The 26,611-nt window shown below is 33.4% G+C and carries 21 protein-coding genes; 6 read left to right on the top strand and 15 right to left on the bottom strand.

Going from position 1 to position 26,611, the window contains the following annotated elements; translation table 11 throughout:
- Positions 1–25: 25 nt before the first annotated feature.
- The 5 genes from C3L50_RS15510 to modA all read right to left on the bottom strand — a co-directional run bounded on the left by C3L50_RS15510 (position 26) and on the right by modA (position 5,283).
- Positions 26–2,416 carry an arylsulfatase gene (locus tag C3L50_RS15510; protein ID WP_103807099.1) on the bottom strand — a complete coding sequence of 797 codons (2,391 nt, stop codon included), beginning with the start codon at positions 2,414–2,416 and terminating at the stop codon, positions 26–28.
- A 145-nt stretch (positions 2,417–2,561) separates the two neighbouring features.
- A complete protein-coding gene (locus tag C3L50_RS15515) occupies positions 2,562–3,449 on the bottom strand; it encodes a sulfate/molybdate ABC transporter ATP-binding protein (protein WP_103807100.1) in 888 nt (295 codons plus the stop codon).
- Positions 3,434–4,114 carry a molybdate ABC transporter permease subunit gene (gene modB, locus C3L50_RS15520; protein WP_103807101.1) on the bottom strand — a complete coding sequence of 227 codons (681 nt, stop codon included), beginning with the start codon at positions 4,112–4,114 and terminating at the stop codon, positions 3,434–3,436. The genes C3L50_RS15515 and modB overlap by 16 nt, the downstream gene beginning before the upstream one ends.
- A 3-nt stretch (positions 4,115–4,117) precedes the next feature.
- Positions 4,118–4,531 carry a TOBE domain-containing protein gene (locus C3L50_RS15525; RefSeq protein ID WP_103807102.1) on the bottom strand — a complete coding sequence of 138 codons (414 nt, stop codon included), beginning with the start codon at positions 4,529–4,531 and terminating at the stop codon, positions 4,118–4,120.
- Positions 4,532–4,533: 2 nt separating this feature from the next.
- The gene (modA, locus tag C3L50_RS15530; protein WP_103807103.1) at positions 4,534–5,283 is read right to left on the bottom strand and encodes a molybdate ABC transporter substrate-binding protein; all 750 of its coding nucleotides are present in this window, start codon (positions 5,281–5,283) and stop codon (positions 4,534–4,536) included.
- A 202-nt stretch (positions 5,284–5,485) separates the two neighbouring features.
- On the opposite strand from modA, the gene C3L50_RS15535 reads away from it, so the two are divergent.
- The 3 genes from C3L50_RS15535 to C3L50_RS15545 are packed head-to-tail and all read left to right on the top strand — an operon-like array spanning position 5,486 to position 7,865.
- Positions 5,486–6,013 (top strand): superoxide dismutase family protein, encoded by a 528-nt coding sequence (locus tag C3L50_RS15535; RefSeq protein WP_103807104.1) that lies wholly within the window; start codon positions 5,486–5,488, stop codon positions 6,011–6,013.
- A gap of 16 nt (positions 6,014–6,029) precedes the next feature.
- Positions 6,030–6,599 (top strand): YdeI/OmpD-associated family protein, encoded by a 570-nt coding sequence (locus C3L50_RS15540; RefSeq protein WP_243400401.1) that lies wholly within the window; start codon positions 6,030–6,032, stop codon positions 6,597–6,599.
- Positions 6,600–6,650: 51 nt separating this feature from the next.
- Positions 6,651–7,865, top strand: coding sequence for an LETM1-related biofilm-associated protein (locus tag C3L50_RS15545; RefSeq protein ID WP_103807106.1), 1,215 nt, complete (start codon positions 6,651–6,653; stop codon positions 7,863–7,865).
- Between the two features lie 41 nt (positions 7,866–7,906).
- Here C3L50_RS15545 and C3L50_RS15550 read toward each other — a convergent pair whose 3' ends face one another.
- From C3L50_RS15550 to C3L50_RS15560, 3 genes are all read right to left on the bottom strand, one after another.
- Positions 7,907–9,913, bottom strand: a complete 2,007-nt coding sequence (locus tag C3L50_RS15550) for a protein-disulfide reductase DsbD family protein (protein WP_103807107.1) — start codon at positions 9,911–9,913, stop codon at positions 7,907–7,909.
- A complete protein-coding gene (gene tilS / locus C3L50_RS15555; RefSeq protein ID WP_103807108.1) occupies positions 9,913–11,223 on the bottom strand; it encodes a tRNA lysidine(34) synthetase TilS in 1,311 nt (436 codons plus the stop codon). Before tilS ends, C3L50_RS15550 begins: the two co-directional genes overlap by 1 nt.
- 72 nt (positions 11,224–11,295) lie before the next feature.
- The gene (locus tag C3L50_RS15560; RefSeq protein ID WP_103807109.1) at positions 11,296–12,582 is read right to left on the bottom strand and encodes an anthranilate synthase component I family protein; all 1,287 of its coding nucleotides are present in this window, start codon (positions 12,580–12,582) and stop codon (positions 11,296–11,298) included.
- 94 nt (positions 12,583–12,676) lie between these two features.
- Between C3L50_RS15560 and C3L50_RS15565 the strand changes: the two genes are divergently transcribed.
- Positions 12,677–13,054, top strand: coding sequence for a DoxX family protein (locus C3L50_RS15565; protein ID WP_103807110.1), 378 nt, complete (start codon positions 12,677–12,679; stop codon positions 13,052–13,054).
- Between the two features lie 165 nt (positions 13,055–13,219).
- Positions 13,220–14,113 (top strand): DUF4349 domain-containing protein, encoded by an 894-nt coding sequence (locus C3L50_RS15570; protein ID WP_103807111.1) that lies wholly within the window; start codon positions 13,220–13,222, stop codon positions 14,111–14,113.
- Between the two features lie 62 nt (positions 14,114–14,175).
- Here the strand turns inward: C3L50_RS15570 and lpdA are convergent, their stop codons facing one another.
- Both lpdA and C3L50_RS15580 read right to left on the bottom strand, forming a co-directional pair.
- The gene (gene lpdA, locus C3L50_RS15575; RefSeq protein ID WP_103807112.1) at positions 14,176–15,579 is read right to left on the bottom strand and encodes a dihydrolipoyl dehydrogenase; all 1,404 of its coding nucleotides are present in this window, start codon (positions 15,577–15,579) and stop codon (positions 14,176–14,178) included.
- 107 nt (positions 15,580–15,686) lie between these two features.
- Positions 15,687–16,145 (bottom strand): Lrp/AsnC family transcriptional regulator, encoded by a 459-nt coding sequence (locus C3L50_RS15580; protein WP_103807113.1) that lies wholly within the window; start codon positions 16,143–16,145, stop codon positions 15,687–15,689.
- Between the two features lie 179 nt (positions 16,146–16,324).
- Between C3L50_RS15580 and C3L50_RS15585 the strand changes: the two genes are divergently transcribed.
- Positions 16,325–17,539: an aminotransferase class I/II-fold pyridoxal phosphate-dependent enzyme gene (locus C3L50_RS15585; RefSeq protein ID WP_103807114.1), complete on the top strand. Its 1,215-nt coding sequence runs from the start codon at positions 16,325–16,327 to the stop codon at positions 17,537–17,539.
- Between the two features lie 80 nt (positions 17,540–17,619).
- Here the strand turns inward: C3L50_RS15585 and glgB are convergent, their stop codons facing one another.
- The 5 genes from glgB to C3L50_RS15610 form a co-directional block, all read right to left on the bottom strand.
- A complete protein-coding gene (glgB, locus tag C3L50_RS15590; protein WP_103807115.1) occupies positions 17,620–19,524 on the bottom strand; it encodes a 1,4-alpha-glucan branching protein GlgB in 1,905 nt (634 codons plus the stop codon).
- Positions 19,525–19,568: 44 nt separating this feature from the next.
- Complete coding sequence (locus tag C3L50_RS15595; RefSeq protein ID WP_103807116.1) at positions 19,569–21,188, bottom strand: trehalose synthase; 1,620 nt, start codon at positions 21,186–21,188, stop codon at positions 19,569–19,571.
- 15 nt (positions 21,189–21,203) lie between these two features.
- The gene (locus tag C3L50_RS15600) at positions 21,204–23,135 is read right to left on the bottom strand and encodes an alpha-1,4-glucan--maltose-1-phosphate maltosyltransferase (protein WP_103807117.1); all 1,932 of its coding nucleotides are present in this window, start codon (positions 23,133–23,135) and stop codon (positions 21,204–21,206) included.
- 117 nt (positions 23,136–23,252) lie between these two features.
- Complete coding sequence (locus C3L50_RS15605) at positions 23,253–24,533, bottom strand: glucose-1-phosphate adenylyltransferase (RefSeq protein ID WP_103807118.1); 1,281 nt, start codon at positions 24,531–24,533, stop codon at positions 23,253–23,255.
- The gene (locus C3L50_RS15610; protein WP_103807119.1) at positions 24,523–25,950 is read right to left on the bottom strand and encodes a glycogen synthase; all 1,428 of its coding nucleotides are present in this window, start codon (positions 25,948–25,950) and stop codon (positions 24,523–24,525) included. Before C3L50_RS15610 ends, C3L50_RS15605 begins: the two co-directional genes overlap by 11 nt.
- Between the last annotated feature and the right edge of the window lie 661 nt (positions 25,951–26,611).

Below are 26,611 nucleotides of genomic sequence, written 5' to 3' on the forward strand. Positions count from 1 at the left end.
AATATTGAACAGTTCGATTAAAAAACTACTCCTTACTAAAAGCTCTAGCCGCTTCTCTTTCTAAATCAAGATATTGCTCTTTTCCTGTATTTACAGTAACAAAACTAATGTCTCCTCCTTCAAATTCACCAGGTGAATTATACTGTTTGCTTACTGGATCTCCACTATCCCAGCCCACACATAAACCATCGCCCACAAGGGTAAATTTACCTACTTGTGCGGTCATTGTTCCGGCAGCAACTTCTTTGTCGTTGATATACAATTTTGCTGTACCTATAGATTCACCGTGCGCTCCTGCTTTTTCTTTGGTAAATTCCAAACCGAAAGTGTATTTTCCAGGTTTTAGCGTTTCAGTTGAAACCAATTGTTGTTCTTTGATGCCTAAGAAATTGTAAACATAATAGAGTTTATTATTTTTTATAAATAAACTATGTCCACCAAAACGGGAACCATGAGCAAAAATCACTCCTTGAGCATCAGCTTTAATTTCAACATTAGCAATAATCTTAAATGATTTTCCTCTTACATTTACAGCTACAGCTTCAGGCACTTGGCTTGTATGGGGATAATAGGTATAACTATCTTTTTCTTTTTCTTCAGTAGGACGCTCTATTGTAATGATTTGCATAGTCGTGCGATCATCTAGCGGTAAGGCTTGGTTTTTATTAGCCTCATCCAACCATAATTTCTTCAACGCTTCAAGTTTTTCAGGATTTTGTTTTGCAAGATCTTTAGATTCTGAACGGTCAACATCTACATGATATAATTCCCATTTATCTTGGTCAAAGTGTCCTTTATCAGTCAAAGGAGCGTGCACAGCAACAGCTTTCCAACCGTCTTGCCAAATGGCACGAGTTCCCAACATAGAAAAATATTGCACATGTTTTTGTGTTGGATCATTTGGTTTTGCATCAAAGGAATATTTCATTGAAACTCCTGATAATGGATATTGTTCTACTCCACGATATACTTTTGGCATTTCTAATCCACAAATTTCAAGGATAGTAGGTACAATGTCAACTGCATGATGGTATTGATTCCTTACTTCGCCACGGGCTTTAATTCCTTTTGGCCAAGTAATAGTTAACGGACAATCTGTACCTCCAGCATAATTGGAATATCGTTTAAACATTTTAAATGGGGTAGATAATGCTGCTGCCCATCCTGTTGGATAATGTTCATACGTATTAGGTCCTCCTAATTCATCTATCAATTTCATATTTTCGGCTAAATCATCCGGAAAGCCATTAAAAAATTTATTTTCATTAACAGAACCGTTTGGTGTACCTTCGCCTGATGCTCCATTATCAGAGGCGTACATAATAACTGTATTTTCATATTGTCCTGTCTTTTTCAAATAATCTACAATTCGACCAATTTCTACATCAGTATATTCAGAAAATGCAGCATAGACTTCACACAATCTAGAAAATAATTTCTTTTCATCTGCACTCAATGATTCCCATGGGCGCACAGCATCAGCAGGATTTGCTTGGTCTTTTGGCATTGGGTTCCATTCTGTAAGCGTTGTACCTTTTGGCAAAATACCTTTTTCAATCATTCTTGGTAATACCCATTTTCTGTAAGCATCATAGCCATCGTCAAATTTGCCCTTATATTTTGCAATATATTCTTTAGGTGCTTGATGTGGTGCATGATTGGCTCCTGGACAATACCACATAAACCAAGGTTTAGAGGGATTGGCTGATTTTTGATCTCCAATCATTTTAATGGCTTGGTCTGCTAAATCTTTAGATAAATGATAGCCTTTTTCTGGTCCATAAGGTGCTTCGATAGCATGATTATCTTCGGTCAAATCGGGATAAAACTGATTGGTTTCTCCTCCAATAAATCCGTAAAAACGATCGTATCCTTGTTGCAAAGGCCACTGACTTTTGTTAGCCCCAGCAGATAAATCGGTTTCAGGAACATTGTGGTCTTTACCCAACCAAAAAGTACTCCATCCATTATCGTTTAGTATTTGAGCCATTGTGGCTGCCTGTGCTGGTAATTGACAACTAAAACCGGGATATCCATTGGCTCCTTCGGTAATAACGCCCATTCCGTTCAAATTATGGTTGCGACCTGTATTGATACACGAACGTGTTGGCGAACAAAGGGCTACTGTTTGCCATTGGGTATAAGTTAATCCATCTGCAGCCAGCTTGTCCATTGTTGGCATATTAATTCTTCCACCATATGGAGACCAAGCTGCTAATCCAGTATCATCGTAAAGGATAAATAGAATGTTTGGAGATCCTTCTGGTGCTTTTTTACGAATATAAGGAGCCCAATCTGGTTTTGACTCTCGAACATCAAGTTTTATATTCCCTTTAAATGTAGGTTGTTGTGCCTGACTACTAAAAGTAATTAGTGTCAATACAGCTAGGAGTAACAATGTGATTTTTGATTTCATTATCATATCTATTCGTTTTAAAGTTACTAAACGAAGTTAAGTAATTAAAAATCAATTATCAATGATAATCCTATAAAAGTAAAAAAATTAATACTATCTAATGAAAATTAATTTTAAACCCAACTATATGTACAAACATAACAAATTAACACAATTTACTAATAATCGGATTGAAAGCTTTGGTATAAACCAAAATAGTATCACCAATTTGAAGGTTTTCCATATCATTTTCGAAAGCAATAACTTTGATAATTTGAGTGCTTCCAGAAATAACTGTCAGGATATAAATCGACTCCTGCTTTTCGATTCTTACAATCTGACCTGTGATTTGTACTTTGCCACTAATGGCATTATTAGAGAAAACTTCGTCAGGACTTCCACTTTTTTGAATGATTCCGTTTTCAATGCAAAGCACCTGATTACTCAATCGAAAAACTTCGCTCAAATCATGGCTAACCATAATTGTCGTAGCTCCCAATAATTGATGTGCTTGAACAATTTCGTCTTGCAAACTAGCACGCATTGTAGCATCTAGAGCCGAAAGTGGTTCGTCTAAAAGTAATAATTGTGGCTTTCGAGCCAATGCACGAGCCAAAGCAACTCGCTGTTTTTGCCCACCCGACAATCCGTTGGTTTTGTGTTTTCTAAACTCATTTAAACCAAAAACCGACAACAATTCGTCAACTGCTTGATCGTCTTTTTCAGATTGTGCAAATTGTATATTTCCTTCGACAGTCATATTCGGAAACAGCGCATAATCTTGAAACATCAAACTTATGTTTCTATTCTGTGGCGGAATATTGATACGGTTTCCTGAATCAAACCAAACCGTTTCGCCAAACTTGATAATACCTTTGTCAGGAGTTACAAGCCCTGCCAAAATCCGTAAAAGTGTTGTTTTTCCTGCACCAGATGAACCAAATAATGCTACTAATTCGCCTGTTTTAACTTCAGTTTTAATAGCAAGATTGACTTTGCCATTGACGGTGAGCATCATTTTTTCGATGTCGATATAAATTACATGATTTTCCATCCTTCGTATTTTTTATTGACGCTGTAAATAGTGGTTAACAATACAAGCGATACAGCAAAAAGAATAAAAGCATATTGATTGGCAGCAACAAAATTGAGCGATTGCACCTCGTCATAAATAGCAATAGAAGCCACACGAGTTTCGCCAGGCATATTGCCACCAACCATTAAAACAATGCCAAATTCCCCAATACTGTGGGCAAAAGTAAGAGCAATAGCGGTGATGATTGACGGTTTTATGTTAGGAAGCAATACCTTGAAAAAAGTAGTCGTTTTTGACTTTCCTAATGTGTAAGATGCTTCACGCAAACTCTCTGGCAACGAACGGAGTCCCGTTTGTAAAGGTTGAATCATAAAAGGCAAACTAAAAAGTACCGAAGCAATCAAAACACCTTCGAAAGTAAAAGCCAATCGCAAATCGAAAGTTTCTGCGAGCCATTTTCCGAAAAAATTACGTGGGCTGTATAAAACTAACATATAATAGCCAATTACTGATGGTGGCAAAACCATTGGCATACTAACCAGAGCTTCTACTAAAGGTTTCAATTTAAATCGAGAATAAGCCAACCAATATGAAATTGGCAATCCAATTAGAATTAATATTACAGTTGTCGAAAAAGCCAATTTAAACGTAATCCACAAAGTTTGAACAAAAGCAGCATCCATAATTTAGGTGAGTTTTTTAGTTTTCATCACTGAAATTTCGTTGGATTTGACCATTGCTTCAACAGAATCGCCAACCACTATTTGAAGTGAATCGACCGCACGAGTCGTAATGGCAGACGAAATGATTTGTTGCTGAAATTGCATTGTTATTTTGCTCAACAATTCGCCACGTTCCACCTGAATGACTTTGCATTGCATCCGATTTCGCAAACTGATTAAACCCGACATTTTTTTGGCAAGTGACACTTCAGTTTCCTTGAATACAAGGTCTATTTCATTCGACTTTTGCAACCAATCTGGTCTAATCGCAGACTCAATAAGCAAAGCCGAAAAATTTTGCCCATTAACATCAATATCTACTAGCAAAATTGCCCCAGATTGTTGTATTTGTGTTATTGTACCTGTTAGTATATTCATAATTAAGGAACTAAAAATCCGTATTTTTCAAAAATGGGTTTGCATTGATTGCTCAAAACAAATTTAACAAACTTAGCTGCTTCGGGATTTTTTTGCCAACTTTTAATTAAAACCATTGCTTGTTCAACTGGTTTGTAACTTTTAGTATCAAGCACAAAATAAGTGCCTTTCATCTCTGGAGCCATCGCTAAAGAAAGTGCTAAAAATCCAATTTCGGCATTTCCAGTTTGGGCAAATTGAGCTGTTTGGGCAATGTTGTCGGCGTACACAATTTTAGTTTTTACCTTATCAAAAAGTTTGTAATATTTCAAACATTCGATAGCTCTTTTACCATATGGAGCAATCTCTGGTTTGGCAATCGCAATTCTTTTCACATCAGAATTGGCAACACAATTCAACCCTTTCGACAGATCGATGGTATTGCTCCAAATGACTAATTTTCCAAAAGCGTAGGTTTGAATTTTACCTGTAACGATTCCTTCTGCTTTCAACTTCTCTGGAAACACTTTATCAGCTGCCATAAATAAATCGAAATCGGCCCCGTTTGCAATTTGCTGAACTAATGCTCCAGACGCTCCCAAATTTATAATGATTTTTGCTTTAGGATGAGCCATTTCGTATTTCTCTTTTATTTCATCGAGAACAAAACGCAAGTTAGATGCTGCGGCCACTTTTACGGTTTGAGCCTGAATATTTAAAGAAAATAAAAGAGCTAAAAATGTGATTTTGGTATTGATTTTCAATTTATACATTCAAAATTAAGATTAGGTTCTAGTATTGAAGCCGTTTTATCCCTTTAAAATTGAGTTGCTAACTCTAGATTTTATTGTTAAGTTTCACTGAATGCTAAATTAGCATATCCATTTCATAAAAAGCAACCCTTTTTAAGATAACTTTAATTATTTTACAGCTTTAAAATGCCTAATATTGTATAACATTCTAATTCCAAAAACTATGAAAAAAATAATTATCACCGCTGCAATAGTATTAGCCATTTTAATTGGCTGTAAATCAAAAGGAAATTCTGACGATTCTAAGAAATTGAACCTTGCATTCGAATCCAAAAGCAATAGTAATGTAACTGGAACTGCTACATTTACTGAAAAGAAAGGAATGGTAACTTTTGTTGCTAAATTAACGGGTTTAAAACCAGGAATTCACGCCATTCACATTCACGAAAAATCAGATTGCACCGCTGCTGATGGAAGTTCGGCTGGTGGACATTGGAATCCAACCTTCAAAAAACATGGCAAATGGGGAGTTGAAGAACACCATAAAGGCGATATTGGTAATTTTACTGCTGATAAAAAAGGAAACGGAACCATCACTCTAACCACTGATGAATGGTGCATTGGATGTGAAGACGAAACCAAAAACATTTTAGGCAAAGGATTAATTGTTCATCAAGGCGCTGATGATTTTACTTCACAACCTGCTGGTAATGCTGGAGCTAGAGTGTCTTGTTCGGCAATTATTAAATAAATATAATTTCAATTATTTGGATAAAAAAGAACAACACTATTTTAAAAATGCCAAAGAATGGCGAGAATGGTTGCACGAAAACCATACAAAATCAACGGGAATTTGCCTAATTTTCTACAAAGTGGGCAGTACCTTTGAAAGTATGCGTTGGGAAGAAGCCGTTCAGGTTGCCATTTGCTACGGTTGGATTGATTCAACCGTAAAAAAAATGGATGATGAACGCAGAAAACAAGTTTTTTCGCCCCGAAAAGACAAAAGTGTTTGGAGCAAACTCAACAAAACCTATATCGAAAAACTACTAAAAGAGAATCTTATTCACGAAAGTGGGTTGGCCAAAATTGAAATTGCCAAGCAAAATGGTTCTTGGAATTCGCTGGATGCTGTTGAAGAATTGATAATTCCAGAAGATTTAAAAATGGCTTTTGAGCAAAATGAAATCGCTTTTGAAAATTATAAAAAATTCAGTCCTTCCTATAGGAAAAGTTACCTTTATTGGTTAAACCAAGCCAAAAGAGAAGAAACTCGATCAAGTAGAATAGTACAAATCATCAATTTTTGCCAACAAAATAAAAAATCTAGAGAATAATTTTTACTCAAAACCATAAAAAGGTATAGATTTGCAAGACAAATTAAAACAATGATTAACCCTTCGGCAATTGGTTGGATAGACAAATTTTTCTTGAAGCAAAAATCCTCTTTGCTTCCTATCGAAACACACCCAAACACATTTTACAAAAAAGTTAGGGAAACTGGGTTCATTTATGGACATATTGTTTCATTTGATACTGCATTTGAAATTGAAAAGAAAGGTTGGCTCCAAAGCGAAATTTCTAAAGTAGCCCTGCTCAATACTTTGTTTAGAATTTATCAATTGACCACAAACGACAATAATCCCGATGAATTTGTGTCAAAAGCAGTTGAATTTTATAACCAAATGAATCCACAAGGGTTCAATTTACTACGAAAAGTATTGCCAGTTGGAACTCTTTCTTTGGATTTAGAGAAAATTATTGACACTAGAGTTCAAACAAATGTTGATATCATTAGCAAAAACTTTTCTCATATTGTAACCAATGCTTTGTTGTTTATAGATGTTTTGGCTTTCCGCCAATACTTGATTCACGGTGAAATTCCTGAAAAATATTTAAAAAAAATTGAGGAAGCCATTATTAGCATTGTTTCGTTAGCGTTGAAAACTAAGACTACCAAATCAAAATACGATGATTTATTGATAAAATTATTCGAAGCCTCAGTTCGTTACAGCAAATTTTCGAAAGTAAATGTGCAATCCCAAAATTTTGGTATGGATGAATTGAAATTGGATTATTTTACTCATATCTTAGAAAAACAATATCTGGTTGATATGGCTGGAATGGCATTGTGGAGTGATGGAATTGTCGAAAAAAACGAAGCTTATTTTCTATACAAATTAGCCGAATTAATGGAAGTTCCAGATGATTTTGTTAGCGAAAGTATAGAGAATACAAACCAATTTATTACGAAATTCAAAAAAGAAATTCCCTATTTTAATTACTCCAATCCGGTCAAACATTTTTATGACCAGACCACTCAAACCGTTGTAAAACTAATTACCCGTAACAAAAATAGATTGGTTAAGGAGATTCTTGAAAGCAAGGAATTGATGGTGCTACTTGCCTATTCTACCCGAAGAGATTTGAATGAAAAAGAAAAGAAAAAAGTAAGAAAACAGTTGTTGGATATTTGTAAAACGATACCATCATTAGCAATATTCTTATTGCCTGGCGGCAGTTTGTTACTACCTATTTTTATCAAATTTATTCCAACGTTACTTCCTTCTTCATTTAATGAAAACCTTGAAAACGAGGATTAAAGAATTCAAATTACACCTTTTATTAGAGATTGAATTTTAGATTATTTCTTGAACTTTGAAATTCCAGTTTTTAACCAATTTTCATAATCTTCAACACTTGTATAGCTTATTGTTGGAGTAATTGTATTCAAACTATTTCCATCTAAATCGGTCAAAACATACAAAGGTTGTGTATTGGTTTTGTATTTTGTAATCATAAAATCTGTCCACTTATCACCAATGGTTTCAATTTTTTCATTTGTCGTTTTTGAAATAAATTGTTCCGTTGTTGGCAATTCTCGCTTATCATCTACATATAAAGAAATCAAAACAATATCCTTTTTTAGAATAGGTAAAATACGTTGGTCTGACCAAACATTATTTTCCATTTTTCTACAATTAACACAAGCAAACCCAGTAAAATCTAGCATTATAGGCTTATTAACTGTTTTAGCATAAGCCAACCCTTTTTCGTAATCATCGAAAACTACAATTTGATGTGGTCCCAATTTAGCCCCGTCTGGCAATACCGCAGTAGAAGAATTATTACCCGAATTTCCGAAACCAAGAGGGCTTTCGCTATATTCCATTGGTGGTGGAAATGCATTTATCAATTTTAATGGCGCTCCCCAAAGCCCAGGAATCATATAAATAGTGAACGATAAAACAACCAATCCAAGCAATAGCCTTCCTACTGAAATATGTGCTATTGGACTGTCGTGTGGCAAAGTAATTTTCCCAAACAAATAAAAAGCCAATGCTCCAAAAATTGCAATCCAAATAGCCAAGAACACTTCTCTTTCTAACAAATGCATTTGAAGAACCAAATCAGCATTTGATAAGAATTTGAATGCCAAAGCCAATTCTAAAAAACCTAAAAACACTTTCACAGTATTCATCCAGCCTCCTGATTGCGGCAAGGATTGCAACCAAGCTGGAAAAAATGCAAATAATACAAATGGCAAAGCAAAGGCTGAAGAAAATCCCAACATCCCAATAATTGGCCCAATTCCTCCTACTGAAGCTGAAGCAAATAATATATTTCCAACAAATGGCCCAGTGCAAGAAAATGAAACTATTGCTAATGCCAAAGCCATAAACAAAATACCAATAATTCCACCTTTATCAGCTTGCTTGTCCACTTTATTTGCCCAAGAATTAGGCAACATTATTTCAAAGGCACCCAAAAATGAAATAGCAAAAATCACTAACAAAAGGAAAAAAATCAAGTTAAAAGTTACTCCTGTAGAAAACTCATTAAGGGCAGATGCACCAAATAGAGCAGTAATTACAGAGCCTAGAATGATATAAATTAAAATAATAGCCATTCCAAAAATAATTGAATTGCGTTTGCCTTGACTTTTGGTTTTGCTCTGTTTGGTAAAAAAACTAACGGTCATTGGAATCATAGGATATACACAAGGCGTCAATAATGCGGTAAATCCTGCCAATAACGCTGCAAGAAAAATACTCCACAACCCTTTTTGTGGTGCAGCTTCAGAAGTAGCAATTATTTCATTTGATTTTGCAACCTCAGGTTTTATTTTTTCTACAGATTTTGAATCGATTACTTCATTTTTAGCAGTATCAACTTGTGTTGGTACTATCTCAGTTTGAGAGGTTGTTGGAATTACAAAACTAAATTTTTTCTCTAAATTTATACAAGATTGATTGCAAACTTGATAATTTAAAGCCACTTCAATAGTCTTGATTTTTGGATTTATCAACGAAATCTCCTGCTGAATTGAAGCGTTTTTAACAAAAAAAGTTTCATTTACTTCAAAAACATCGTTGTATGCTGTGGTCGTTTTTCCTTCTTTGGCTTTGCCAATCAATTTATAATTCCCTTTTTGATCTTTAAAAATCACTTCCATAGGCAATGGGCCACCCTCTGGAGTAAACTGGGAATACATATGCCAATCCTTTTCTATAACACCGTTAAAGCTCAGTAAAAAACTAGTTTCAGATTTTTTTTCGATTTTAGTAGTCCATTTTACAGGGTCAAGTATTTGAGAATTTCCTTTGGCGAAAGCCAAAAAAACAAGAAGTACAAAAATGATTTTTCGCATTATTTTAAATGTATTTTAAGTATATTTTTTGTTGTGCTTTTAACTCTAAAACGTTCGTCTTGACGAATACCTACAATCCAAACTATTTCATTATCAGAACACAACAACCAAGCTTTTTCTTTTTCGATTAATGATAATTTTTCGTCTTTAAAAAATTTACTAACCTTTTTTGATTTTCCATCCATTCCAAAAGGTTGAAAAGTGTCTCCATCTCTCCAACGACGCAAAACAATTGGATACCAAATTTTATCTTCATCGACAAAGATAGTTGTATTTGAAGCCATACTAATGTCATCTACTTTACAAAAAGTGAGATTTAAGGGAACATTAACTTCTTTTTGATTTTTATTTATAAAAAACTCCTCATATTCATCCTCTAAATTAATTGGACTTAGTATCAAAAAGTCCCTGTTTTTCAGCAATCTAAATTCACTTGAAAATACTTGTTTACCAGATTGACCATCAATTAAATCGTAAATATCCTCCCAAGCCGAAAAACCAAATTCGTTAAACCAATGATACAAATAGGATTTATAATTAGGCAGTTTTTTTAGCTGAATCAAATCAAAATGTATTTCGGTTCCTTTTTCTTTTGCGACTTGCTGATAGATCAAAAATGAAGCATCTGCAATCATAGCTTTAGATTCTTGCAAATAAGTTTGAGTTTTTTGAAAAGAGGTTAAAAAATCGGAGTTTAACTCTTTCAATATAGGAACTAAATTATGCCTGATTTTATTTCGCAAATATTTATCTGATGCATTACTGCTGTCTTCTCTCCATTGAATGGCATTTTCTTCGGCATATTGAGCAATTTCTGACCTAGAAAAAATTAAAAGTGGTCGAATTACTTGCCCATTTTTTGACGGAATTCCAGTCAAACCATCAATTCCAGTACCTCGAACAAGGTGAATTAAAAAAGTTTCTAAATTATCATCCGCGTGATGAGCTGTCAGGATATAATCGTAGTTTTCGGTTTCTAAAAGTTCGTAAAACCAGCTGTATCGCAATTCACGAGCAGCGACCTGAGTAGAAAGTTTGTAATCATTGGCGAAAGCTTCAGTGTCAAACTGAGTTAAAAACAATTTAATTTCGTTTGTTTCGGCATAATTTTGAATAAAATTTTGGTCTCCATAACTTTCTATACCACGAAGCTGAAAATTGCAATGTGCTATAGCAATTTCGAAAGGTAATTTATGAAATAAATCCACCATTACCATACTATCCAAACCACCACTAGTAGCCAAAAGAAGATTTTTTCCAATTAAAAAAGGAAAATTTTGAGCGATATGATTTTCGAATGTTTCTTGCATATTCAAATTTAGTTATTTTAAATAATATTTTGAATTAACTAAGTGAATATTTTGAATCAACAGAGAATTAATTCAACTCAAAACCTCTCGCATTGCTTTGGCTTTGAGCAAACATTCTTCATATTCTTTTTCAGGAATAGATTGAGCAGTGATGGCACTTCCAACAGAAAATGAAGCGTATTTATTTTCATGATTATACAAAATACTTCGTATAACTACATTGAAATCGAAATCACCATTTGGAGCAAAATAACCAACAGCGCCACTATACAAACCTCTTTTGGTTTCTTCCAATTCTTCGATGATTTTCAGTACTGAAACCTTGGGAGTTCCCGTCATGCTTCCCATCGGAAAAGTAGTTCTAATAGCGTCAATAGCAGAATATTGACTGTCTAATCTGGAAGTAATCGTCGAAATCATTTGATGTACTTGTTTGAAGGAATATAAACCACATAATTCTTCCACTTTTACCGAACCTTTTTCAGCGGTTCTTGATAAATCATTTCGAACTAAATCGGAAACCATTATGTTTTCGGAACGCTCTTTTGGGTCTGATGCCAAATTATTTTTTGATTTTTCATCTTCGAATGTGTCAGTAAATCTTTTGGCAGTGCCTTTGATGGGTTGAGAAATAAGCAAATTACCTTCTTTTTTTAAATATCGTTCTGGTGATGCAGAAAGTAAAAAACACTCTTTATTCTTAAAAAAAACGGCCTGAGGAGATTTTGAAATTTCGTTGAGTTTTAAAAATATGTCTATTGGGGTGATTATAGCATTTTCAGCAAAAAATTCCATACAAAAGTTAGCCTCATAAATATCGCCTCGATGAATATGCTCCAGAAATTTAGCTGCTTTATCAAGATAACTTTCTTTAGAAATTCGTTGTTGTATCTTAATTTCTTGCGACTGAACACTAAATACTGAACACTGAATACTAATTTCTTCAATATCACTTGAAACTTCATCATCACACAAATTGAGATATTGAATTTCAAGCTGATTCCCTTTTAGCAAAAATAATTTCTTGGGTTGAAAAAAAAATAAATCCGGAAAATTCAATCCATCAAAATTATTGGAATCCAAAACCTCTACATCATTTTTTAAATCATAAGACAAATAGCCAAAAAGCCAGTCTTTGGTTGCTTGCTGATATTGTTTTAAATCCTCGAAGGCACTGTGATAATCCGTTTTAATTGAAGTAAAAGCATCTACCGCAAGTAAACAATCATAGCTTGAATAGTTTTGTGGATAATCATTGCTATCCAAAAAAACAACTTCCCTAAATTGTTGTGACCATGTCAACAAATGTTGCTTGAATAGCGCTGGATTCTCGATATGTTTTATAATTGATGTTCTCAAGAAATGAAATATTTAAAAAATTCAAAAATACGACAAATTTATTTTAAATTTTTTGCTATATTTATAGTACTATTAACCCTAAAACCAGTTAAATATGAAAATTTTAACCATTATTATCAGAACTGCAATTGGTCTTTTACTACTTTCTGTGGCTATTGGCTATTTTTTAAAACTAACGCCAGAACCAGTCACAAACGGAAATTTTAAAGCATTTGAAATTGGGTTTGTTTCCTCAGAATACTTAATACCAATTGTAAAATTTGTCACATTACTTTGTGGACTGGCATTTGTTTTTGATCGTTACATAACTATTGCAAGTCTTCTAATTTTGCCTTTTACCATAAACGCCTTGTTTCTTGATTATTATCTGACACCACAAGCCTTACCTGTCTCCATTTTTGTTTTTTTAGGAAACTTTTTCATCATTTATTTACATCGAAAAAATTACAAAAAGTTATTTAAAGTGAAATAACAACAAAAGAAACCCGACTAACACAAGTCGGGTTTCTTTTGATATCATATCTCCCCCAAAAAAAAGCAGAAAATTATTCTTCCAAATTCAATTTATTATTAAGAATAAAATTATATTTACTGTTATTTTTCACCTGTTCAAACAACACTTTTAAATTGAATTTTTATGATTAAAACTTCCAAAACAATACTGGCTTTGCTTATTGTTATTTTCGCTATTTCTTGTAAAAAAGCTGAAGAAGCAAGCGAAAGTGCATACGAATCTAATACAATTGCAGTTGACACAACAAATACAATCTCTTCATCAGCTGCTGTTGAACCTAAAAACAGTGATCGAAAATTTGTTAGAACAGCAGACATTAAATTTAAAGTGAAAAATGTAGCTAATTCTACTTATGCAATTGAAAATACTGCCAACAAATTTGGAGGTTTTGTAACCTATACCAATTTACAAAGTACTGTTTCTGATAAACAAGAAACCAAAATAAGTCAAGACAGTACACTTGAAATCACAAAATACACTGTCGAAAACAATATAACTATTCGTGTTCCCAACATCCGTTTAGATACTGTAATTAAGACTATTGCAAAACAAATTGATTTTCTGGAGTATCGAATTATAAAGGCAGATGATGTTTCATTGCAAATGTTGTCCAATCAAATGCAGCAAAATAGAAGTTCTAATCAAGAAAAAAGATTAGAAAAAGCAATTGATACAAAAGGAAAAAAACTTAATGAAGTTATTGCAGCCGAAGATAATTTAAACACTAAAAATGAACAAAATGACAACGCTAAACTTGAAAATCTTTCCTTGAAAGATCAAGTAAATTTTAGTACATTGACTTTACAAATTTACCAAAGAGAAACTATTAAGGAAGAAATGGTTGCCAATCCAAAAACATATAGACAAGGTTTTGGCTCCAAAATTCTTGATGGAATAATATCAGGCTGGTATGTAATAGAAGGAATTATTGCTGTTATAGCTCAGCTTTGGTCTGTTATTTTGATTGGAATTGGAGGTTATATTATATTCAAAAAATATTTCCATAAAGGGAATTAAACCAAAAACCCCGTTCAGTTATAGGCTGAACGGGGTTTCTTTTTTGAACATGATTTATACAATTACACGTGCAAAGCTCTATTTTCTGTAGCAGCTAAAGCCGCTTCTTTTATAGCTTCCGAGAAAGTTGGATGAGCGTGACTCATTCTTGAAATATCTTCGGCAGACGCTTTGAATTCCATTGCAGTAACTGCTTCGGCAATTAAGTCGGCACAACGAGCTCCAATCATATGAATACCTAAAACTTCGTCTGTTTTTTTATCAGCAAGAATTTTCACAAAACCATCTAAATCTCCGCTTGCTCTTGCTCTTCCCAATGCTTTGAAAGGGAAACTTCCTGATTTGAATTCCACTCCAGAGGCTTTTAATTGCTCTTCTGTTTGTCCTACTGCTGCGACTTCTGGCCAAGTGTAAACCACTCCTGGAATTAAATTATAATCGATATGTGGTTTTTGTCCCGCCAAGATTTCGGCAACCATTGTCCCTTCTTCTTCAGCTTTGTGAGCCAACATTGCGCCACGAACTACATCGCCAATGGCGTAAATATTTGGAACATTGGTTTGCAAATGGTCGTTCACTTCTACCATTCCTCGTTCTGTAATTTTTACTCCAGCTTTATCAGCATTCAATCCATCTGTATAAGGGCGACGACCTACAGAAACTAATGAATAATCTCCTTCTAAAGTAATCGTTTCTCCTTTTGCATTTTCAGCTTGAACGGTTACATTGTCTCCATTTCTTTCCACAGATTTAACTTTGTGAGAAACGTAGAATTTCATTCCTTGTTTTTTCAATACTTTAGTCAATTCTTTAGACAAAGCACCATCCATTCCTGGAATAATTCTGTCCATAAATTCTACTACAGATACTTGAGCTCCCAATCTCAAATAAACTTGACCTAATTCGATTCCGATAACGCCACCACCAATGATTACAAGGTGTTTTGGAACTTCTTTCAAAGCCAAAGCCTCGGTTGATGTGATGATTCTTTCTTTGTCTATTTTAATAAATGGCAACGAAGATGGCTTAGAACCAGTTGCAATAATGGTATTTTTAGCTTCAATAGTTTCAGATGTTCCGTCGGCTTTTGCAATGGCAATATGTGTTGCATCTACAAACGAACCTAAACCATTAAAAACAGTAACTTTATTTTTATCCATCAAATAATTGATTCCGCCTGAAGTCTGATCTACAACAGCTTGTTTACGGGCAATCATTTTCTCTAAATTTACCTTTACTTCTCCAGAAACCTCGATTCCGTGCTCGGCAAAATGGGCAATTTCACTATAATGATGTGAAGACGACAACAATGCTTTTGATGGAATGCAACCTACATTGAGGCAAGTTCCCCCAAGTGTAGAATATTTTTCGATAATTGCAGTTTTAAAACCTAATTGTGCGCAACGAATAGCTGAAACATATCCGCCTGGTCCTGAACCTATAATGACTACATCAAATGAACTCATAGTTTTTTGTGTTTTGTTTTAGTGAGGCAAAAATAGTTTTTTTGTTTGAAGTTTTAAGTTAAATCTCTAAAGATTTGTCACGAATCATTACTTTTTAGTTATCAAAATCAGACCTCAATTACTGTAGTGTTTTTCACTTCGCTAATCATAAATGTACTGTGTGTACTTCCTATATGCTCTAAAGTAGTAAGTTTTGTGACCAAAAATTCGCGATAAGCTTCCATATCTTTTACTACAATTTTTAAAATATAATCATAATCACCACTCACGTGATGACATTCTAATACTTCTTTAAGTTTGACCACTTCTGTTTCAAATTTGGTCAGGAATTCTTTGGTATGCTGAATAAGTTTGATGTGGCAGAAAACCACAAACCCTTTTCCGACTTTCGAACGATTTAGCAAGACTACATATTTGTCTATAATTTCCTCTCGTTCTAATTTTTTGATACGTTCATAAACCGCAGTTACCGAAAGATTTAATTTTAATGACAATTCTTTGGTTGTTTTTTTGCAATCATTTTGCAAAAGATATAGCAACTTTTTATCAATTGAATCCAAACTCATTTTTATGTGATGTTAAGTTTTGAAAAATAAACTAAAATAGTTTAAAAATAATAATAAATATAGAAAATATATTTAATTATTTTTATTTTAATAGTTTTAAAATCTAAAATAATAGATTAGTATTGATAATTAATCATTATCTACAGAACTTTGTTTAACAATCTCAAAATTCTAAAAAAATGACATTCAATCCAGCAGATGACATTCAGGACTTACAATATTTTGGCGAATTTGGAGGTGTAAATCCTTCTATTTCAGACAGCTCAACTTACACTTTTTTGTCTGCCAAAACAATGTTCGATACTTTTGAAGGCAATGCCGATGGTTGCTATTTGTATTCGCGACATTCCTCACCAAGTAATTTGTATTTAGGTCAGGCATTGGCAGCAATGGAAGGAACAGAAGCGGCAAATGTAGCGGCATCAGGAATGGGAGCCATAACTCCTACCCTTTTGCAACTATGCGATTCTGGAGATCATATTGTCTCTAGCCGAACCATTTATGGCGGAACTTATGCCTTTTTGAAGAATTTTGCCTCCCGATTAGGCATAAAGACAAGCTTTGTAGATATTACCAAAATGGACAAAGTAGAAGCGGCAATAACAGCCAAAACCAAGGTTTTGTATTGCGAAACCGTGAGTAATCCTTTGCTTGAAATTGCAGATATCTATAATCTGGCAAAAATTGCAAAAAAACACAATATAAAACTAGTTGTTGATAATACATTTTCGCCTTTATCCGTTTCACCTATAAAATTGGGAGCAGATATTGTCATTCACAGTTTAACAAAATACATCAACGGAAGTAGTGACACTTTGGGAGGTGTAACTTGTGCCTCAAGAGAATTTATTGACAGTTTGAAAAATGTAAATAATGGAGCAAGTATGCTTCTGGGGCCAACAATGGATAGTTTACGTTCAGCTAGTGTGATGAAAAATTTGAGAACTTTGCACATCCGAATGAAACAACACAGTCAGAATGCAATGTATCTTGCAACTCATTTTGAAAAGGACGGATTGAAAGTCGTTTATCCTGGTTTAAAAAGTCATTCGGGCCATAAATTATACACCTCAATGATTAATCCTGAGTATGGGTTTGGAGGAATGATGACTATAGATGTTGGCACTTTAGAAAAAGCTAACGAATTAATGGAATTAATGCAAAGCCAAAAATTAGGTTATTTAGCCGTTAGTTTGGGATTTTACAAAACCTTATTTAGTGCTCCTGGAACTTCGACATCAAGTGAAATCCCTTTAGAAGAACAAATTTCAATGGGAATTACTGATGGTTTAATTCGATTTTCTATTGGATTAGATAATAATATTGAGAGAACATATCAAATAATGAAACAATGTATGATTGATTTGGGAGTTTTAGAAAAGGTTGGTTGCTAATAATGACTTTTAGAAACAAAAAAATCTTGATTACTCAAGATTTTTTTGTTTTTTGCTCTTTTTACACAAATTAAAAAACATTAAGAATATTTATAAACCGTAACGCTCAAAGGTGGTAAAAGCAATTCTATCGAATAATCTCTTCCGTCATAAGGCAATGATTCTACTGTCAATTTACTTGGGTTTTTCACTCCACTTCCACCATAAATTGCGGCATCACTATTGAAAATCTCTGCTAATTTCCCTTTTCTGGGTACACCAATACGATACTTTTGACGAACTACTTGAGTGAAATTACAAACTACAATTACATCTTCATTAGAGTCGTGTCCTTTTCGAATAAAACTCATTACAGCATTTTGATGATCTGAATAATTAATCCATTCGAAACCTTCTGGGCTAAATTGTTTTTCGAACAATGCTGGTTGTGTTTTATACAATGTGTTCAAATCAGTAATTGCCTTTTTAACTCCTTCATGGAAATCATATTGCAATAAATGCCAATCCAAACTTCCTTCGAAATTCCACTCGGCACTTTGTCCAAACTCACTTCCCATAAACAATAATTTTGCTCCGGGGTGCATAAACATATAGCCATAAAGCAATCTTAAATTGGCAAATTTCTGCCATTCGTCACCAGGCATTCTTCCTGCAATTGATTTTTTGCCATAAACCACTTCATCGTGAGAAAGTGGTAACATAAAATTCTCCGAAAAAGCATAAGTCATCGAAAAAGTCAAATCGTTTTGATGGTATTTTCGATACACCGTTTCTTTTTGAAAATACTGCAAGGTATCGTGCATCCAACCCATCATCCATTTCATACCGAAGCCTAAACCACCAACAAATGTTGGTCTGGAAACCATTGGAAAAGAAGTGCTTTCTTCGGCAATTGTTTGTACTCCTTCAAAACTCGAATATACGGCTTCATTAAATTCTTTTAAGAAACTGATGGTGTCTAAATTTTCTCTTCCACCAAAAATATTTGGTTCCCATTCCCCTTCTTCTCTCGAATAATCCAAATACAACATTGAAGCTACAGCATCCACTCGAAGTCCATCGACGTGATAATGTTGCAACCAAAAAATAGCGTTACTAATCAAGAATGCCCGTACTTCATTTCGTCCGTAATTGAAAACCAAACTTTTCCAATCGGGATGATACCCTTTTCGACGGTCAGGATGTTCGAAAAGATTGGAACCATCAAAAAATCCTAAACCGTGAGCGTCTTCTGGAAAATGTGAAGGAACCCAATCTAAAATTACTCCAATTCCTGCTTGGTGCAATTTATCGACCAAAACCATAAAATCCTGAGGTGTTCCAAAACGAGAAGTGGGTGCAAAATACCCCACCAATTGATAGCCCCAAGACGGATCATATGGATATTCCATTATGGGCATAAATTCAACATGTGTAAAACCTGTTTCTTTAATATATGCGACCAAATCATCAGCCAATTCGAGATATGTCAAAAATTTCCCTTCAGAATTGCGCTTCCAAGACCCCAAATGAACTTCATAAACCGAATAAGGCTTGTCTAAATCATTATGCTCTTTGCGAGATTCCATCCAAGTTTTATCTTCCCACTTATGGTCTAAATCCCAAACTACAGAGGCAGTGTGTGGTGGATGTTCACAGTATAAAGCAAATGGATCAGCTTTTTCAGTAATAATTCCACCATTGTTGGATTGAATTTTATATTTATAAGTGGTTCCTTTTTCGATTCCCGGAATAAATCCTTCCCAAATTCCAGAGGAATCCCAGCGCACTTGCAATAAATGATCGCCTTGAATCCAATAATTGAAATCCCCAACTACAGAAACAGAACGCGCTGATGGTGCCCAAACAGCAAAATACACACCTTTTACACCGTCAACTTCTATAAGATGTGCGCCTAGTTTTTCATATAATCGAAAATGTTTTCCCGCTTTGAATAAATCAATATCAAAATCGGTAAAAAGGGAATAGGATTGTACTTTGTTCATTTTATTTTTTTTCTTTTATTTAACCAATATGGTTAACCAGTTATTTAATTTTTAAACTCCATAATACTAGCAATTCCAGTCAGAGGAATTACAGCCCAACGCGGACGAGAATTGAGTTCATATCCCAACTCATAAACTGCTTTTTCAAGCAAACAATATTTCAATAAGAAATCTATTTCTTTTCGGTAGCCAATATTCAAGTTTTCGCCTTGAGCTACATCAGTATAAGTCTGAATAAAGACACCTACAAAATATTTAAACAAAATTTCTCCAGCTTTGAAAAGTTCCTCTTGGTCAAAAGGATATTTGTCTTTGTTGTTGAAAATTGTTGCATAAATAGCATAATGAAACGAACGAAACATTCCTGCAACGTCTTTTAATGGTGGTTGTTTTACTTTTCGATCCCGAATAGTACTTTCAGGTTCTCCTTCAAAATCTAAAATATAAAAATCATCACCATTGACCAAAACCTGACCTAAATGATAATCGCCATGAATGCGAATTCTTTCAGATTTCATTTTTGTCCAATCGAAATCTAGAAATATTTTTCTAATTTCCTTTTTATGATCCAAAAACTGATTGGCTAATTCTAAAGCCAAACCATCCAGTTTATGAAGGTTATTTTCCAGAATATTCAACCGATTTTGAAACTGATAGGTCAATCTGTTTTTAAGCCAAACGGTGTAATCTCCATTATAAGTCGTTGGAGTAAAAGCGGTTTCGTGAACATCACTTCCCAAGGCAATATGCATTTCGGCAGTTCGTGTTGCCAACGTCCGAATTCTCATAAAAACGCTCAATCCAGCCCAATCAATAATTTCGTGAGGCACTTCATTGATTTTTAACCTCTTGAACAATTCAATATCAGGCAATTTTTTGATACTAATTTTTTTATTCTTTAAATTATCGAATATCTTATCTACTTCACCAAGCATAAATTGCCAAGCATCACCTTGATTAGGTACCAATTCCTGCATCAATCCAAGTGTAATATTTCCATCGTTCAAAACGACACCTATACTTCCCATATAAGCTGGTGAATTCTTAAAATCCATCCTTTCAGTAAGAAAACGACTGATTTCATAATCGGGATTCATACTGATATAAATTCTTCTAAAAATTTTAAGAACCAGTGTATCATTATAAACTATAGAAGTATTACTCTGCTCCACTCCCATAAATTTGGAAGTTTTATATTCCTTTTCTTCTAGTTTCAGTCCCTTGTGAAACTTAACTATAGAATCTGATTTTTCTTTTGCATTGACAATTTTATCGAACAATAGTTTTTTAAAATCTTCTTGATGTAAAGCATCCACAAGAAATCCTGCTTGTCCGTTCATATTTACAGGAGCAATTATGGTATTGGTATCCAATTCATTTTCAGGCATAAAAGCCAGTGGCATAAAGTAATGCTGATAAAAGGCTTCTTTAAAATTGACTTCGAGTAAAACTCCAAAATAGATATTTGCTTTAGAAGCAATTTTGAAGAAATCTACGACTTCAATATACTTTAAAGTACTAGCTTTTCCGCCATACCAACGTTTATTGATAATATAATTTTCAAGAATATCCGAAGAAAAAACCTGTACAAATTCCTTGTCTTCAAATGCATTTTTCCAATCTGTTTTAAATACAAATGGATTTTGAAATTCATCTTCGTTCATCTTGATAGTAATTAATTATCGTTCAACTTTAAATAAATGAAAAGGTAAGTCGGCAGAAAGTTCTATAAAATTCCATTCGCTTTCCCATACATAACTATTTCCTGTAATTAAATCGGTAATCTTCAAAGGAAGATTGTTTCTTAAGTCTTGCGGTAGCAAAACCATAGATTGAACTGTATAATTAGAATCGAGACTTACCACCATTAAAGTTTGGTCTTGTTTATCATCATCAAATTTATAATAGGACAAAACTTGATCATTATTGGTAGGACAAAATTCAATATTATTGGTTTGTTGCAATGAAGCATGTTCATTTCTAAAATTGTTTATACGACTAATTAACGTAGTAATTTTGTTCTGTCTATCCCAATCCCATTTGAAATATTCATATTTTTCAGAATTTAAATATTCTTCTTTTCCAGGAGCCAATGGTTCAGAAATTTGATACTCGAAAACTGGTCCATAAATTCCAACACTAGAACTCAATGTTGCAGCTAAGAAATACCTTTGTAGATGAATCGATTCATTTCCGTGTTGCAAATGCCCTGGATTAATATCGGGTGTATTGGGCCAAAAGTTAGGGCGATAAAATTCTTTTTGTTCCGATTGAGTCAATTCTTCAACATAATCTGTCAATTCTTTTTTAGAATTTCGCCAAGTATAATAGGTGTATGACTGAGTAAATCCTTGCTTGGCCAATTCGTTCATGATTTTTGGTCTTGTAAAAGCTTCGGCCAAAAACAATACATCGGGATGTTTTTTCTTGATTTCGCCTATTAACCATCCCCAAAAATAAAATGGTTTAGTATGTGGATTATCAACTCTAAAAATCCTTACACCACATTCTTCAATCCAAAACAAAGCTACGTCTAATAATTCCTTCCAAAGATTCTTCCAATCGCTACTTTCGAAATAAATAGGCTGAATATCTTGGTATTTTTTGGGCGGATTTTCGGCATATTGCACCGTTCCATCAGGACGCCATTTGAACCACTGTGGAAAATCTTTCACATAAGGATGATCTGGAGCAGCTTGCAAAGCATAATCCATTGCCACTTCAATTCCCAAATCTTTTGCTTTTTTGACCAATGATTTAAAGTCTTCGACACTTCCCAATTCAGGATGTGTAGATTTATGACCTCCATATTGCGAACCTATTCCCCAAGGCGAACCCACATCACCTAGTTCAGCATTGGTAGCATTGTTTTTCCCTTTTCTATTCACTTCTCCAATAGGGTGAATTGGCGGAAAATACAAAGTATCAAACCCCATAGAAGCTACTCTTGGTAACAATCTTTCACAATCTTTGAACGTCCCGTGTTTTCCTTCTTCGGCAGAAGCTGAACGAGGAAAAAACTCATACCAAGTACTAAATAATGCTTTCTTTCTATCTACATAAACCTTTAATTCCGAAGATTTATTTTCTAAAAAACGAATGGGATATTTTTTGAATATATGATGTAAATAAGAAGATGTAGCTTCTCGAATGGCATTATCATATTCGTGTTCAGTAGTAAAGTAATACACTAAAGTATTTAGATAATCTTTTTCATTGGAATCGGCAAAATCTAAAATAGCTCGAACATACTCTGCACCTTCTAATAATTCAGATTTTACATACTGATTGTCTTGTATTTTTCTTTCGGTTCCGTGTTGCCAATTTAAGGCATAATCAACCCAACCTTCAACAAAATAGGTGTAAAACCCTTGTTTTTCGACTTTAAAACTAGCATTCCAATTATCATTAGAAGTAGGGTTCATTCGTACTTCCTGCCATTTTTTGTCCTTTTCATGTTTGAATTTGACACAACATTCTATAACATCGTGACCATCTGAAAATACGTCAGCAGTTACCTTTACAGTTTGGTTTACAATTCTTTTAATCGGATAGATACCTCCATCAAGTTGAGGCATTACATTTTCGATTACAATTCGGGTTTGATTCATTTTATATTTTTAAAAAATTGAACTAAAAATTAGCTAAAATAATAGTGGAAAACGAATTACAAATACGTTTTCATTTAAAGACAATCAAATTTTGTTTCTACTAGTTTCTCTAATCAATTACTTTATTGTAAAATTATTGGGTATTGTTACTCCTTTTTTGATAACAACAATACCTTCTTTTATAGCATACAAATCATGAGTAGTATTTTCGAGATGCTTACCTCCTTGGATATAGACATCATTTCCAATTTTACAATTTTTATCTACAATTGCATTACTAATAAAACAGTTTTTTCCAATTCCAATCAATTGTCTATTATTTGCTGTATCTTCAATCATATCTTCAATGTTTTGATAAAAATCATTACCCATAACATAACTGTTTTGGATTACGGTTCCTTCGCCAATTCTAGAACGAATTCCAATTACTGATTTGCTGATTTCTTTGGCACTTATAATACATCCCTCAGAAATAAATGATTTGTCAACCTTCGTATTATGGAATTTTGAAGGAGGCAATAATCTTGGTCTTGTAAAAATTTTATTATCATTATCAAATAAATTAAATTTTGGAACATCGTCTGTCAGACCAATATTGGCTTCAAAAAAGGAATCAATATTACCAATATCTGTCCAATATCCTTCATATTGAAAGCTCAATATTTTTTTGTTCCCAACCGCCTGAGGAATTATTTCTTTTCCAAAATCCTTTGTATCAGGATTTTTCATTAACTCAATCAAAAGTTTTTTATTGAAAATATAAATCCCCATTGAGGCCAAATATAGTTTCCCTTCACTTTTCATTTGATCGCTTACTTCAGATTCCCATTCAGGCAAAAGTGCTGCAGCTGGTTTTTCTATAAAAGATTCGATACAATTTTCACTATTTGTTTTTAGGATTCCAAATTCAGGAGCGTCTTTAGCATTTACAGGCAATGTAGCGATAGAAATGTCTGCATTGGCTTCGATATGAGCGTCAATCATCTCATTAAAATCCATTTGGTACAATTGATCACCCGATAGAATCAAAGCATAATCAAAATCATGATTCAAAAAATGAGGCATACATTGTCTAACTGCGTCTGATGTTCCTTGAAACCACGTTGGATTATCAGGTGTTTGTTCAGCAGCAAGAATATCGACAAAAGCCTGGCTGAAAGCATTAAAAGTATAGGTGTTTTTTATGTGTGCATTTAAGGATGCCGAATTAAACTGTGTCAATACAAATATCCTTTTTAAATCCGAATTCATACAATTCGAAATCGGAATATCCACTAATCTATATTTACCTGCAATTGGTACTGCTGGCTTAGACCTTGAATTTGTTAACGGATACAATCTTGACCCTTGTCCTCCCCCTAAAATAATGGAAATAACACTTTTCTTTTTAGCTTTCATTTTGGTTAGTTATTAAATGGTACAAATCTATATATTCTTGACAAACACTCTCCCAAGAGTGGTCAATATTCATTCCCAATTTACGAATATTTTTTAGACTTTTTTTGTCTTTATACAATTTTATTGCCCTTTGAATCGAATAACAAACATCAGCAATTGAGGCTTGATCGTGGCAAATTCCATTTCCATTGTCTTCAAAATCGATTACAGTATCTTTTAATCCCCCTGTCCTTCTCACAATAGGAATGGTTCCGTATCGAAAAGAATACATCTGATTTAAACCACATGGTTCTACCCTCGAAGGCATCAATAAAAAATCAGAACCTGCATAAATCATATGTGCTAACTCTTCATTATAACCAATATAGACATTATAGTTCCCTTTGAAACTTACCAATAAATGACTCAATTGATTTTCTATTTCCGAACTTCCAGAACCCAATATTAAAATATTAATTTCTTTAAAATTTTCAGACAAAGCTAGTGCTCCTGCATGTGGCAGCAAATCAGCTCCTTTTTCTTCTAATAATCTTCCAATAAAACTAAAAAGCGGTTTTGTAGGATCTAAATCAAATTGACTACACAACTTTTCTTTATTTTCCTGTTTTCCCTTTTCAAAAGTTTTTACAGAATAGTTAGCAAATAACATTTTATCCTTTATCGGATTCCAAACTTCATTGTCAATTCCATTCAAAATCCCTCTTGACTTATGCCTAACTTGGTTAAATAATGATTCTAATCCGTAACCAAAATTATTAATTTCATTCAAAAAATTGGGAGAAACTGTAGTTACTGCCGAAGCACATTTAATAGCTGTTGCCAATGAATTTATTCTATTACCCCATTCTAAAACCGTCACTTTAGACAAATCAAATTCAGGTAAATAATACAATTTATCAAAACCAAATTGCCCCTGATATATTGAATTATGAATAGTAATAAGTGTTGGCACACTTCTTAGTTTCATATATTTATTAGCATAAAGCATAATAAACGGTATCAAACCTGCATGATGATCATGGCAATTGATAACATCAGGAATACTATTTCTAGAGTTCAGCCAATCTAATGTGGCGATCTGAAATGATAAAAACCGCTCGATATCATCTTCATAACCATACACTTCTTTTCTGTCAAATAATTCTGGAATTTCAACCAAATACAATTCGAATCCTAAATCATTTGTTATTCCTTTTTGAATAGTAAAAGGAAAATTAAAATTTCCCAATTTCACAAAACCTGAATAAACATTTTCAAATTTATTAGAATTAATATATTGGGTATCATAAAATGGAATGACAACCCTCACATGGTGACCTGCTTTACTTTGGTATTTTGGCAATGAACCAACAACATCCCCTAAACCACCCACTTTTGCTACTGGATAACATTCTGCTGCAATATGAAATATTTCCATTCAATTATTATTTGTGCTCTATACCCTTAATAAAATATCGTATTATAAATAAACAAAATCACATTTCAAATATTGAATATTTTATAAATGTATCAAAAAATTAAAATTAGTACTAGTTTTATGTTTTTCTAAATTTAGTAAAAAAAATATTAAATAATGACTTGATTGAAAATTTATTTTAATGCTAAAAAATGTAGCCAATAACAAGTATTCATTGAAAATTCCTAAGCTAATATCAGAAATCAGTAAAATTATTGCGCTAAAAACAACAATTTAAATAGTAACGTTTGTTGCATAATTATTCTCAATACCAATAAAATAAAGGATTCCGAAATAAAATTGAATATAAATCAGTCAAGGAAGTATCTAATCTGTCTAAAAAAACTACAAAACGAAGAATTACGTACATAATTAGAAAAAAATCTAACAAACTGAAGAATTAAACTTCCTAAATAAAGTTACGATTCTAAAGTAATTTGAAGGTAATACTATAATTGCAAAAGATTAATTGAATAAGTGAAGAAAACAACAATATGAATTTAAACTTGTTTTGCATAAAAAAACAAGAATTATTTCAAAACCATTATAAAACAAAAAACCCTTCATCGATAGATGAAGGGTTTTAAAAGAATCTGAAACAAGTTCAGATTAAAGAAAGGCG

The sequence above is a fragment of the Flavobacterium alvei genome (genome assembly GCF_002920895.1).
Classification (GTDB): Bacteria; Bacteroidota; Bacteroidia; order Flavobacteriales; family Flavobacteriaceae; genus Flavobacterium; species Flavobacterium alvei.